11 protein-coding genes and 1 pseudogene are annotated in these 12756 nt (G+C 70.8%); 7 read left to right on the forward strand and 5 right to left on the reverse strand.

The window, feature by feature from the left end; genetic code table 11:
- Positions 1-7: 7 nt before the first annotated feature.
- The 4 genes from E1300_RS10175 to E1300_RS10190 all read left to right on the forward strand — a co-directional run bounded on the left by E1300_RS10175 (position 8) and on the right by E1300_RS10190 (position 2682).
- Complete coding sequence (locus E1300_RS10175) at positions 8-649, forward strand: TetR/AcrR family transcriptional regulator (protein WP_242619050.1); 642 nt, start codon at positions 8-10, stop codon at positions 647-649.
- A 105-nt stretch (positions 650-754) separates the two neighbouring features.
- A complete protein-coding gene (locus E1300_RS10180; protein ID WP_242619060.1) occupies positions 755-1285 on the forward strand; it encodes a nuclear transport factor 2 family protein in 531 nt (176 codons plus the stop codon).
- A gap of 33 nt (positions 1286-1318) precedes the next feature.
- Entirely contained in the window at positions 1319-1867 is a 549-nt protein-coding gene (locus E1300_RS10185) for a VOC family protein (RefSeq protein ID WP_131756639.1), read from the forward strand.
- The gene (locus E1300_RS10190; RefSeq protein WP_242619051.1) at positions 1864-2682 is read left to right on the forward strand and encodes a MerR family transcriptional regulator; all 819 of its coding nucleotides are present in this window, start codon (positions 1864-1866) and stop codon (positions 2680-2682) included. The genes E1300_RS10185 and E1300_RS10190 overlap by 4 nt, the downstream gene beginning before the upstream one ends.
- Before the next feature lie 23 nt (positions 2683-2705).
- On the opposite strand, the gene E1300_RS10195 is transcribed toward E1300_RS10190, so the two are convergent.
- Positions 2706-3131: a hypothetical protein gene (locus tag E1300_RS10195; RefSeq protein ID WP_131756640.1), complete on the reverse strand. Its 426-nt coding sequence runs from the start codon at positions 3129-3131 to the stop codon at positions 2706-2708.
- Positions 3132-3870: 739 nt separating this feature from the next.
- On the opposite strand from E1300_RS10195, the gene E1300_RS10200 reads away from it, so the two are divergent.
- Both E1300_RS10200 and E1300_RS52335 read left to right on the forward strand, forming a co-directional pair.
- Positions 3871-5427, forward strand: coding sequence for an HNH endonuclease signature motif containing protein (locus E1300_RS10200; protein ID WP_131756641.1), 1557 nt, complete (start codon positions 3871-3873; stop codon positions 5425-5427).
- Between the two features lie 197 nt (positions 5428-5624).
- Positions 5625-6285, forward strand: a pseudogene (locus tag E1300_RS52335) (transposase family protein); the annotation flags it as partial.
- Positions 6286-6583: 298 nt separating this feature from the next.
- Here the strand turns inward: E1300_RS52335 and E1300_RS53700 are convergent.
- Genes E1300_RS53700 through E1300_RS10220 form a run of 4 tightly spaced genes read right to left on the reverse strand, consistent with a single transcriptional unit; the run spans position 6584 to position 9479 of the window.
- Positions 6584-7012, reverse strand: a complete 429-nt coding sequence (locus E1300_RS53700; RefSeq protein WP_306440648.1) for a phosphotransferase — start codon at positions 7010-7012, stop codon at positions 6584-6586.
- Positions 7012-7503 carry a phosphotransferase gene (locus E1300_RS53705; protein WP_306440649.1) on the reverse strand — a complete coding sequence of 164 codons (492 nt, stop codon included), beginning with the start codon at positions 7501-7503 and terminating at the stop codon, positions 7012-7014. Before E1300_RS53705 ends, E1300_RS53700 begins: the two co-directional genes overlap by 1 nt.
- 36 nt (positions 7504-7539) lie before the next feature.
- Complete coding sequence (locus E1300_RS10215; protein ID WP_242619052.1) at positions 7540-8559, reverse strand: cobalamin B12-binding domain-containing protein; 1020 nt, start codon at positions 8557-8559, stop codon at positions 7540-7542.
- A gap of 11 nt (positions 8560-8570) precedes the next feature.
- Complete coding sequence (locus tag E1300_RS10220; RefSeq protein WP_131756644.1) at positions 8571-9479, reverse strand: PP2C family protein-serine/threonine phosphatase; 909 nt, start codon at positions 9477-9479, stop codon at positions 8571-8573.
- A gap of 637 nt (positions 9480-10116) precedes the next feature.
- Here E1300_RS10220 and polA point away from each other — a divergent pair.
- A complete protein-coding gene (polA, locus tag E1300_RS10225; RefSeq protein ID WP_207399613.1) occupies positions 10117-12756 on the forward strand; it encodes a DNA polymerase I in 2640 nt (879 codons plus the stop codon).

Here is a 12756-nt window from a genome sequence, read left to right on the forward strand (position 1 = left end):
AGAAACGATGACCAGCCATTTGCCTCACATCCGCTCCGACGCCCGCGACAACCGGGCCCGCATCCTGGACGCCGCCCGCACGGTCTTCGGCGAACAGGGCTTGAACGCGCCCATGCGAGAGGTCGCCCGCCGTGCGAACGTCGGTCCCGCGACTCTCTACCGGCACTTCCCGACCAAGCAGGCCCTCATCGGAGAGACCTTCGCGGAGCAGAGGCGAGCCTGCCAAGCCGCCGTCCGCGAAGCCCTCGCGAACCCCGCTCCATGGCACGGGTTCCAGGAACTGATCGAGCGGATCTGCGAACTCCACGCCCATAGTCGAGGCTTTGCCGACGCCTTCATGACGGCCTACCCCGAGACCATGGATTTCGCCGCCGACCGGGAGCGAACGCTACGCGCGGTCACCGAACTGGCCCGCCGCGCCAAGGAGACCGGCCAACTGCGCCGAGGCTTCGTCATCGACGACCTGATCCTGATGCTCATGGCCCACCGAGGCGTCCAAGACGCACCGCAACCCGCCCGCCTAACGGCCTCCCGCCGTTTCGCCGCCTACATCATCGAAGCCTTCCGCGCCGTCCCGGATTCGGATTCCCCCGTCCCACTACCCCCGCCCCCAAACCTCGAACTCGCCCTCCCATCCACCGCCCACTGACCGCCAGCCGGCGCACTGAGCCGCGGACGCTACGGGTGGGAATCCAGCTTCGCCGCAACCGATCTGGTCTAGATGGGGTTCTCACGATGTTGCCTGGTGAGAGAAATGGTGATGGTTGTGAGTGCTTCGGCGAGAGGCGAGCAGGACGCGACGCTTGCGGATCGGCGTCCGCGTGATGCGTGGTCCGCGATGGAGCGGTTCTACGCGGCGGAGGCGGCGTACGTGGCTGCGGGCGGATACGGCAAGGCGAGCTACGACCAGGTCGCCGCGTATCTGGATCCGGAGGTGGTGCTGCATCAGGCTCCCGGACTGCCGTTCACGGGAATCGGGAAGTGGCAGGGACAGGACGGCATGGAGCGGTTCCTGGCCGTCTTCAGTGAGGTCTGGGAGTCGATGGAATTCCTGGATCAGGAGCACTGGGGGGAGGGAGACACCGTGGTCGTCCACAATTGGGTCCGGTTCCGTGCCCGCGCCACCGGCCGGGAGATCGAGACTCTGATCGTGCAGGTGATCACGGTCAGAGACGGGCGCATGCTCGAATGCCGTCCCTTCTACTGGGACCCCGCCGCCATCGCCGCAGCCTGCGGTTCTCATCTGGATGCGGGTGTGGTCAGCCCGGACGCTGATTCGAGTTGACCCTGACGTTGCGTGAGGCTCCACGCTGACCGCATGACCGACTACTACGACGCGTTCGAGATCAGCCCGGTCCCGCCGCCCGGGCCCGATGTGACGCCGCCTGAGATCTACCGGGGCATCTACGGGATGCCGATGTTCGTCACCGTTCCGACGTCGGACCTGGCCGCGTCCGTCGATTTCTGGACGCGCGGGCTCGGCTTCATCGATCTGTTCTCGGTTCCCGGGCAGGTCACGCACCTTCGACGGTGGGCATTCCAGGACGTTCTGCTCGTCCCGGCCGGCGCCCCGTCAGCCCCTCCGGCGGTGAGCGTCAGCTTCTCCTGCGTGCTGAGCCAGATCGAAGAGATCGCGGAGGCGTGCTCTGCATTGGTTCCCGGATGCACGGAAGGGTCGCGGCAGACACCCTGGAACAGCGTGGAACTGGAAGTCATCACGCCGGAGAACGCGCGCGTGATCATGACCGCGGCCCGTCCCCTCGATCTCGACAGCCCCGAGGCGCGCTACCTGGAAGAATCCGGCTTCACCCTCCCTAAGGGGGAAGATCGCGCAGGTCAGGCGGCCGTGCCAGACTCGACGGCGTGATCGATGCCGCTATGGACGATGCCGTGGGCCCCGACGGGCTGACCGTCGGGGCCGCGGCATCGCACGTGGGAGTCACCGTCCGCACCCTCCACCATTGGGACGCGATCGGGCTCGTCCACCCGTCCGGACGCACCGCCGGTGGTTACCGGCTCTACTCGGCGGCCGACGTCGCACGCATCCACCGGGTGCTCATCTACCGCGAGCTCGGCCTGTCCCTGGACGACATCGGCGACCTTCTCGATGCTCCGGCGGTCGACGTGACCGTGCCGCTGAGGCAGCAGCGCGCCCAGCTCCTCGACCGCATCTCCCGTCTGCGGGCGATGGTCGATGCGGTCGATCGCATGATCGAAGTTGCGAGCACCGGGATCCTGCTGTCCGCGGAGGAACAGGTCGCGATCTTCGGGAAGCGTTGGGAGCCGTCCTGGACCGCCGGGGCACGTGACCGATGGGGCGACACGGCCCAATGGGCGCAGTACGCCGAGCGCGCCGCGGGCAGGACGTCCGAGGACTGGCAGCGGATCGCCGACGGCGTCACAACGCTCGAAGACGACCTGGCAGCCGCGAAGCGCGCCGGAATCATGCCGGGCAGCGCCGAAGCCAACGCTCTCGCGGAACGACACAGGACCTCCATTGACGCGTATTTCGACTGCACGCACTCGATGCACGTCTGCCTGGGGAAGCGGTATGCCGCCGATCCCGTTTTCACGGCCTACTACGAGGCGATCGAGCCAGGCTTGACCGTTTGGCTTCGTGAGATCATCGAGGCTAATGCCCGCGACCGAGGCGTCGACCCGGATTCAGCCACCTGGACGTGACGTACCCGCGTCCCCGCCTACTGTCATTGGGACTGCTGACGCGTCACCCAGGCTTCGGTGGGGAAGTCGAACTCCGCCTGCACCAGGAACTTGTTGACCTTTGCCCCAGAGCAGGACGGCCAGTAGCCGAAGGTCAGCTTGCTACCGCCGAACAGCATCCACCAGGCATCGAAGCCGGCCTTCTCCAGCCTGGCGGTGATCGTGTCCTTCCGCACGCCCGTCAACTCATAGGTGGCTTGGTTGCCCTGCTGAATGGCGATGGTGAACTTCTTTCCTTGCATGGTGCCGACGTAGGTTCCCAGCCATTGAGAGTACTCCGACGCGCACTCCGCCGCCTGAACGGGAGTGGAACTCGCCGAGATCGCAGTAGCGGGGTGAATTGCCGACGGCGCCGCAACAGCGGCGAGGACGGTGGCCAGGGCGAGCACGACGCGCTGAACTTGAGGCATGGCAGGATCCTTTGCATGTCGGAGGACGGTAGTGAACCGTCCTCAGGTCAGGCGCGGTGTGTGCCCACATCATCACTGTAAGTTATCTTTCGCAACTCTCTGTGGCGACAGGTTCGTCTGTCGGGTACCTCGCGCTGCGGCATTCGGTCTCCCGGCGCGATCACTTGCCCTTTGGTGGTCGAGTGACCTGGAAGCAGGTGCTGAGCTCGTCCTTCTGAAGTTGATCCTCGTGGATGCCGCGCGTAATCGGGAATAGTGGGTGTTGTCGCACATGATGGGTTGTGGCTGTTTTGTTGCGGTGCCGCCGTGGCGTGAGGGTGCATCGTGACACGGTGACGGACTGGTTTCTCGCCGCTCGTCACTGTCGCTCCGTGGTCGGCCGATGTCTCTTTTCTCGCTTTTGTGTGGTTGCGGTGAGTGGACGGTTGGGCCGACCCCTTTCCGTCGTGCGAGAGGGTCCCGCCCTCGCGATGATTGCTGGCACGTTGGTTGCTGTCGTCGGTTTCTGGTCAGTGTTCGGCTAACGGTGTCGCGCAACCCGCGCCAGTTCTCCTCGCGGTCGCCGTCCGTGCCGTGCCGCGGTTGCTGCGATCGCCTGGCGCCAGTAAGGGCGCTCTGTTGGTAGGTAGGAGAATCGCGAGCGCGGGGGCCCGGAAGAAGGTCGGATTGGATTGCTGGATATCGCTGCAAGCGATCACGGTCTGCGATATTCTGGTTACAGGCGTTGAGGGGAGGGAAGATGAGTGCCGGAATCGCGGAACTGACTGCCGAAATGCGTGGGCGGGGCGAGTGGGAGCATCGGCGTTTCTTTCCGCCCGGCCCGAAGTTGGCCCTCTGTCTTTCTGGCGGAGACGCCACCTTGGGCACTCTGTCGGAGGCCGAACTGGTCGAGGTCGCTGCGGCGGCGCGTCGGCAGACCGCCTGGGCGCAGGCCCGCGAGCTGGCCGCGATCGCCGAGCTGGCCCGCCGTCGCACTCGCGATGAACAGGACGGCCACCTCGACTACCGGATCCTCTCGGCCCACGAGTCGGTCGTCGAGGAAGTCGCCGCCGCCCTCAGTCTGACCGGTGAGAGCGCCGCCACTCAGGTCCACCTGGCCGAGCGCCTGCACACCGATCTCCCCGAGACGCGTTGCGCGCTGGAGACCGGGCGAATTGACTTGCAGAAGGCCCGTGCAATCAGTGACCTCACCGACCACCTTCCCGAGGACGTCGCGGCCTCGGTTGAAGGCGCGGTCATCGAGCAGGCCTCGGAGCAGACCACCGGGCAGCTGCGCCGCCGCATCCGTCGTGTCGTGAAGCGACTGGCTCCTGAGCATCTGGAGCGGCGCAAGCGCGAGGTGATCGCCGGGCGTCGGCTGGAGGTCTGGGAGACTCCCGACGGCACCGCCGACCTGTCTCTGCGCGACCTGGCCGCCACTGACGCGCACGCCATCCACAACAAGATCACCGCGATGGCGCACAGCTTGCGTCAGGACGGTGATGTGCGGTCGATCGACCAGCTCCGCGCCGATCTGGCCCAACAACTCCTGCGCGGAACGCCACTCCCTGAAGTCGCTTGCGCCGTACTCGCCGAACAGGCGAACCCCGCCGAGCCTTCAGTCACGCCGCCATCCGCGCTGTCGGTCGAGGCCGCCGCTCCAGTCACAGCCACGACCGCTAGCGCCTCCGTCACGTCGAGTACGTCTGGTGCGGGGGTCGCGTTGGTTGCCTGCACCACGTCCGCGGCGCCCGTTCCGCCTGTCACCTCGACTGCCACGCCCGCCACGCCCGCCGCGCCCGCCGCTTCCTCCATGGTCGCTGCGGTACCCGAGGTTCGGGACGCGGCCGACGTGTTGGCGGACGTCATCGACTCGCGGCTGGCGCAGGTCACTGAGGATGCCCGGGCGCATCAGCGGCTCAACGGGCTCGGTGTCCGCCTCCAGCACGCCGTTCGCGAGATCGAGGGCCAGGTCGCTGCCGTCCGTGACGCGCTCTGCGCAGCCGCCGACCACGGGCACTCCGGCTACCGGCCCCCCAACGCAATGCGCCGAGCGGTCGAAGCTCGACATCCGGTCTGCGTGTTTCCGAGCTGCAACCGCCGCTCCGACCACTGCGACCTCGACCACACGATCGCCTGGGACGGGCACGGGCACGGACGCACCTGCCCCTGCAACCTCGCCCCGCTATGCCGACGCCATCACCGGACGAAGCAGTCCCCAGGATGGGCGCTCCACCAGCCTTGGCCCGGCCTGCTGGTCTGGATCACACCCGCCGGAACCTGGCACATCGTCCGCCCCGAACGACAACAGGAATGAGCCAGAGAGGGTTCGCTAGCTCTCTCGCCGCTGACTCCGATCGTGCTGCCCAGCCGACGCTGTGGACGTGTTCGAGTGCCGAGTCTTCGGGGCGTCCCATTCCACACTCGGTTCACTTGCTCGGCGAGCGCTCCTTTGCAGGGCGGCCCCTGAAGGCTGTCCCGTAACGCCAGACCTTCAAGATCGTTGATCTCGCTGTGGAGCGGGTGATCAGGGCCGATCGGGACGAGATGGGTGCCGGTGTTCACTGGCCTGCCGGTGCGGCAGCTCCGCCGTCTGGTGCGGATCGTTGCAGGTCGAGGCGGTGCGCAGACCGGGACCGGGCGGCGGTGGAGTTTGCCGCTGGCCGACCGGATGCTGCTGATCGCGGTGTGCTACCGCACCAACCTCGCACTGCGGCAGGTCGCGTTGCTGTTCGGGGTGTCCAAATCCGCCGCGCACCGCGTCGTGGACCACCTGGCGCCGCTGCTCGCACTGGCCCCGGTCACCCGCCGGCACAGCCCGGACACGGTACTGGTCGTGGACGGCACGCTCGTCCCCGTCCACGACCGGACGGTCACCGCCTCGTCCAAGAAACACCGGTACTCGGCGAACATGCAGGTCGTCATCGACGCCAAGACCCGGCTGATGGTCGCCGTCGGACGCCCGGTCCCGGGCAACCACAACGACTGCACCGTCTTCCGCGATTCAGGTGCCGATACCGCGTGCCGGGGCGCGCACGTGATGGCAGACGGCGGCTACCAAGGAAACCAGCACGTCATCATGCCCTACCGGCGGCCACGCGACGGCAGCGAGCTGCCCACCTGGCAGCACGAGCTCAACACCGTCCACAAACGGGTGCGCGCCCGCGTCGAGCACGCACGACCTGGCGATAGCCGGCTGACCGGTCCGGAGGACGCCATCTCAGCGGCAGCACGCCTGGCCGCGCCTCTCGACCATTACGGGACAGCTTTTAGCTCGCTTCACCGATATGGCGTCGGGGGCTGCCGCCCGTGGTGCCTCGCCCCGCGGTGCGGCACCTGGGGCGTGGAGTCGGCCGCGGCCCGCGTCGAAGGCACGGAGATCACGGACGGGTCGGAGCCAGCGGCTCGCCGCCGTCGTACTGCGCGCTTGGGGCTAGGACGGCGCGCTCCAGCCAGGTGGCCCCGTCGAATGGTCAGTGCAGGGTCGCGATTAGGCGTCGTAGTGAGGCGTGGGCGGGCGGGCCCCATGTTGCCTTGCCGCCTGGACCGCCGTGGACGCCGGCGTGTCCGATCATGATGCCGCTGAGGGCGCGGCCTACCGCCCAGCCGCGGGCGCGGCGCAGGGTCGCGGGGTCCGGGGGAGGCTGGTAGGCGGCGTGGAAGTGGGCGGACGTGCCGTCGGGCAGCAGGATCCAGGCGGCGGCCAGGTCGAAGGCCGGGTCACCGGCGAAGAGGTCCCCGAAGTCGATGACGCCGCTGATAGTGCCGTCCGCGGTGAGGACGTTGGCCGGGTGCAGGTCGCCGTGTTGCCACAGTGCCGGGCCGTCCCAGTCGGGCGCGGTGGCGGCGTCGTCCCAGACTGCGCGGACGGCGTCAGGGTCAGGGATGAGGCCGAGCTCCATCAATGCGGCGAGATGGCTGGCGAATCCCTCGAAGTGGTCGGACAGCCGTCCTCCGCGGTCCCGGCCAATGGGCGCATGTATGGGGCGGGTTGGTGCAGGGCCGTCAGGAAGGTGGCCAGGGTGGTGGCCGCGTCGGTGGCGCGTGTGGGGGTGACGGGGGCGCGGTCGGCGGCGGTGCCCGGTACCCAGGTGGTGACGAGCCATGGGTGCGGGAAGCGTGGTGAGGGCTCGCCGAAGCGCTGCGGGACGGGCACGGGCAGCGGGAGGCGTGGGGCGAGGACGGGTAGCCAGGTGTGCTCTTTGCGCAGCAGCTCGTCCGCGGACTGCGTCGCCCAGGGCAGCCGGACGGCGAGGTCGTCGCCGAGGCGCCATAGCTGGTTGTCCCAGCCGCGCGCGCCGAGCCTCACCGGGCGGTCGGCCAGGTCGGGGTGCTGGTCGCGCAGCAGGTCCCGGACCAGCTCGGCGGTGACCTCGACTCCGGTGTGCGTCATGCGGGACAACGGCATCCAGCCCGGGGGGTCGGTGAATCAGGTCAGGGGGTGGAGGGTGGTGCGGGCGGCAGTGAGGAGGGCCGCTGCGCGGGGGAAGTCGGTCAGGGCTCGTGCCATGACGTCGAGGGCGGCGAGGACGACGGTGTCGTCGACGCCTCGGGCGGCGAGGATTCCGGCGGTCCAGCGGGTCGCGGTGGTGAAGAGGTCCGCGTCGTCGACGTAGAGGGCGGCGGCGAGGACGTCGATGAGCAGCTCCACCCACTCCACTTCCTGGTCGGTGTGGCCTCGGGCGAAGCGGGGCGGCAGGGCGGTCTGGACGTCGTGGGCGAGCTGGGCGGAGGAGCGGGTGATGAGGGAGTACTCCTGGTCGTCCAGGTGCGGGAGGGCGGGGCGGGAGCCGGTGGGGCGGAGCGGGGGGATGCCTTTCGCCAGCAGGTCGGCGGCGGTGCGGGCGTCGGGGGCCCATCCGGCGGCCTCCAGGAGGCGGGCGTGGCGGCCGTCGGAGCCGAAGGCGGGGCCGCCCGCGAGGACGGGGACGCCGAGGTCGCGGGCCGCGGTGATCGCCTGGTGGGCGGCGGGCAGGCGGGCGGTCATCGAGGCGGACAGGGCCACCACGGCGGGACGGGTCCGGCGGAGGTGCGTGGCGAGGTAGCGGGTGGGGACCTGCGCGCCGAGGTATTCGACGTCCCAGCCGCGGAGGCGGAGCACTTCGGCGAGGAGGCGGGCGGGGAGCGCGTGCCATTCGCCTTCCGCGCAGGCGACCGTGATGCGTCCTTCGACCGGTGGCCCTGGGGGCGCGGGGCGGGACGGGTGGTGCGCGAGGGCGGCGATCACCCGTTCGCTGATCGCGGTCGCCGCGTGCTCCTGGGCGACGGTCATGCCGCCGAGGGCCCATTCGGCGCCGACGCGGTCCTGGACCGCGGCGACGACGTCCATGAGGAGGGCCTCGGGGGCGAGGCCGGCGTCGAGGGCGGCGAAGGCCGTCTGGACGGAGGAGCGCTCCCGGCCGGAGACGACCATGGTCCAGAGCCGGTCGGTCCACGGGTCGGCTCTCATCGGGTCGCCTCTCATGGTTCGTGCCTCGGCGCGCCGATGGCGACGACGGCCATGTCGTCGTGGGGTCCGCCGCCGACCCAGCGGGACGCGAGCATCTGCACCCGTTCGACGACCGCCTCGCAGGGCAGGCCGGCGCAGCTCGCGAGGGCGCGGTGGAGGCGGTGCTCGCCGAACATCTCGCGGCCGGCGTGCGCGTCCCTGGCCTCGGTGATGCCGTCGGTGTAGAGGAGGCAGGTGTCGCCGGGGCGGAGGACGGCGGCGGCGGTGCGGGAGCCGACGCGGTCCAGGCCGCCGATCAGGTTGCCGCGGCTCGCGACCCGCTCGACGCGGCCGTCCGTCCGGACGATGAGCGGCGGGGGATGGCCCGCCGCGGTCAGCCGCAGGCGGACGTCCTCGCCGTGGCGCCGCAGGGACGCGAGGACCAGGGTGGCGAACCGCGGGTCCCGGTCGCCGCCAGGGCCGGCCAGCAGCAGGTCGTTGAGCAGGCCGAGGACCTTCTGGTGGTCGCCCGCCAGCGGCCGCAGGACGCGGAGCGCGGCGCGGAGCCTGCCGGTGACGAGGGCGGCTTCGAGGTCGCTGCCGCACACGTCGCCGAGGGCGACGAGCCACTCGCCGCCGTCCGCCGGGGGGAGGACGTCGTAGAAGTCGCCGCCGACCTTGTCGCCGGAGCTGGACAGGAGGCGGCCGGTGGCGAGCTCGGCGCCGTCGAGGCGGCGGAGGCGGGGCGGGGCGAGCTCCCGCGCGAGCATGTCGGTGATCGAGTCCTTCTCCGCGGACAGCCGGGCCGCGGACAGGGCCGTGCCGCCCGCGGCGGCGAAGAGGCCCGCGAAGTCCTCCTCGTCGGCGGTGAACGCGGCGGTGCGGAGGAGGATCAGCGCGCCGACGACGCTGCCGTGGCCGGTCATCGCGGAGACGGCCATCGCGGTGAAGGCGCCGAAGCCCTCGAAGCCGTCGAGGGCGAGGCGGGCCGGGACGCCGGCGGGGTCGATCCAGCCGGACGGGACGGGCGGGAGCCCCTTCAGCGCCTCGTCGAGGCCGGGGACGTCCGCCGGGTCGAAGCGGAGGTCGGCGCGGGCGACCGGGCCGCCGGAGCGGCAGTAGGCGGTGGGGAAGCGGTGGCGGGTCGCCGTCCCGACGACGAGGGCGGCGTCGGCCAGGTGCCGGGACGCCAGCAGGGCCGTCGTCGCCAGGCAGTGGTCGACGTCGAGCGAGGCGAGGCGGGTCGCCTCGGCGAGGAGGGCGCGGCGGTCGCGCTCGCGGCGCAGCGCGCGTTCGGCGCGCCGGAGGGCGAGGGCCGCGGTGTTAGCGCTGGTCAGGGTGCCGTCATCGGCGACGGCGAGGGCGGGGCGGGAGGTCTCCTCCGGGGCGCTGTCGCCGGTCGTCGGCGTGCGCCTGCCGCTGTCCTCTGCTGGCGTAGGGATCGCCTCCCCCCGGGGCGTGTCACTCTGCGGGACGGGCGGACTCCCGACTGTAGTCGGACGGTCGCTTCGACGGCTGCCTTTTCCTCAAGGGCGGTCGCCCGCCGGGGCCGCGCGGCCGGATGCCAGGATGAGATCCATGACCGGACGGTCCCGCCTGCTGCTCCTCGACGGCCACTCGCTGGCCTACCGGGCGTTCTACGCGCTGCCGGTGGAGAACTTCGCGACGACGTCGGGCCAGCCCACGAACGTCCTGTACGGCTTCGCGAACATGCTGGCCAACGTGCTGCGGGACGAGCGGCCGACCCACGTCGCCGTGGCGTTCGACGTCTCGCGCCGGACGTTCCGGACGGAGGCGTTTCCCGACTACAAGGCGGGGCGGGCGAAGTCGCCGGGCGAGTTCGGCAGCCAGATGGAGATCCTGGACGACCTGCTGGCCGCGATGGGGATCGCCACGGTCCGGGTGCCGGGCTACGAGGCGGACGACGTCATCGCGACGCTCGCCACGGCGGCGGAGGCGGCGGGCTTCGAGGTGCTGATCGTCACGGGCGACCGCGACGTGCTCCAGCTCGTGAACGACGACGTCACCGTCCTGTACTACTACCGGACGGCCGCGGAGATGATCCGGTACACGCCCGGGAGGGTCGAGGAGAAGTACGGGCTGACCCCGGCGCAGTATCCGGACTTCGCGGCGCTGCGCGGGGACCCGTCCGACAACCTGCCGGGCATTCCGGGCATCGGGGAGAAGACGGCCGCGAAGTGGATCCGCGAGTTCGGGTCGCTGGCGGCCCTGCTGGAGCGGGCGGACGAGGTGCGGGGCAAGGCGGGGGAGCGGCTCCGGGAGGCGTCGGACACGGTACGGCTGAACCGGCGGCTGACCGAGCTCGTCCGGGACCTGGACCTGCCCGTCGAGCTGGACGACCTGGTCCGCAGGCCCTATGACCAGGCGGTCTTCAGCAGACTTCTCGACGAATTGGAGTTCCGCAACGCTAGCCTCCGGAAGCGGCTGTTCGAGGCCGATCCAGGTTCCGCCGAGGTGGAGCGTTCCGCGGAGGTGGACGCGGCGCCGGTCGAAGGGCGCGAGCTCGGGCCGGACGAGCTGGCCGGATGGCTGCGGGAGAACGCGGCGGGCCTGGTGGGCCTGGCCGTCGACGCCACGTGGGCGCGCGGCTCCGGTGAGATCGAGCGGGTCGCGCTCGCTTCTCCCGACGGGCGCGCGGCGTCGTTCGTGCCGTCAGAGTTGAGCGAGAGTGATGAGGCAGCCTTCGCGGCGTGGCTGGCCGATCCGTCGCGGCCGAAGGCGTTGCACGACGTGAAGGCGCTGCTGCGGGTCCTGCCCGAGCACGGGTGGCGGCTCGGCGGCGTGGCCACGGACACGGCGATGGCCGCCTACCTGCTGCTGCCCGGCCTGGCCGCCTACGGGATCGCCGACCTCGCGGCCCGCTACCTGGGGCGCCGCCCGTCCGCCGAGGGCGCGGCCGGGACGATGCTGCGGGCCAGGGCCGTCCTCGATCTGAAGGGCGAGCTCGATCCGGAGTTGGCCGCGACGGGCATGGACGCGGTGCTGCGGGACGTGGAGCTGCCGTTGTCCGGGCTGCTGGCCCGGGCGGAGCGAGCCGGGATCCAGGTGGACGCGGACCTCCTGCACGATCTGGAGCGGCAGTTCGCTGAGGGGATGGAGCGCGCCGCCGCCGACGCCGCGGACATCGCCGGGCACCCGTTCAACCCGGGCTCGACCAAGCAGCTCCAGGAGGTCCTGTTCGGCGAGCTCGGGCTGCCGCGGACGAAGAAGATCAAGTCGGGGTACTCGACCGACCTCGACGCGCTGACCTGGCTCGCGACGCAGACCGACAACGGGCTCCCGGAGCTCCTGCTCCGCCACCGCGACCTGGCCCGGCTGCGCACCACCGTCGCGGGACTGATCCGGGAGATCGGCGCGGACGGCCGCGTCCACACGACGTTCCAGCAGACCGTCGCCGCCACCGGGCGGCTCACCTCGACGGACCCGAACCTCCAGGTCATCCCGATCCGCACCGAGGAGGGGCGGCGGATCCGGCGGGCGTTCCGGCCGGGCGAGGGCTTCGCCTCGCTGATGACCGCCGACTACGGGCAGCTCGAACTGCGGGTCATGGCGCACCTGTCGCAGGACCCGACGCTGCTGGCGGCGTTCGCGTCCGGCGAGGATCTGCACACCACGATGGCGGCGCGGGTCTTCGGCGTCGGGCCGGGCGCGGTCACCGCTGAGATGCGCCGCAAGACCAAGGCGATGTCGTACGGGCTGGCGTACGGGCTGTCGGCGTTCGGGCTGGCGAAGCAGCTCGGCATCGCGGTGGCGGAGGCGCGGCCGCTGATGGACGCCTACTTCGAGCGGCTCGGCGGCGTCCGCGACTACCTGGACCACGTGGTCGCCGAGGCCCGGGTGACGGGCTACACCCGCACGCTGCTCGGCCGCCGCCGCTACCTGCCGCAGCTGTCCAGCGAGAACCGGCAGCGCCGCGAGACCGCCGAGCGGATGGCGCTGAACGCGCCCGTGCAGGGCTCCGCCGCCGACATCGTCAAGATCGCGATGCTGCGGGTGGACGAGGCGCTGACCGCGGCCGGGCTCCGCAGCCGCCTGCTGCTCCAGGTGCACGACGAGATCGTCCTGGAGGTGGCGCCGGGCGAGCACGACCGGGTGGAGGAGCTGGTCCTGGAGGGCATGACGACGGCGTATCCGCTCAGCGTGGGCCTGGAGGCCGCCATCGGGAACGGGCCCGACTGGGACGCCGCCGCCCATTGA

It is taken from the genome of Actinomadura fibrosa, assembly GCF_900659615.1.
GTDB lineage: Bacteria > Actinomycetota > Actinomycetes > Streptosporangiales > Streptosporangiaceae > Spirillospora > Spirillospora fibrosa.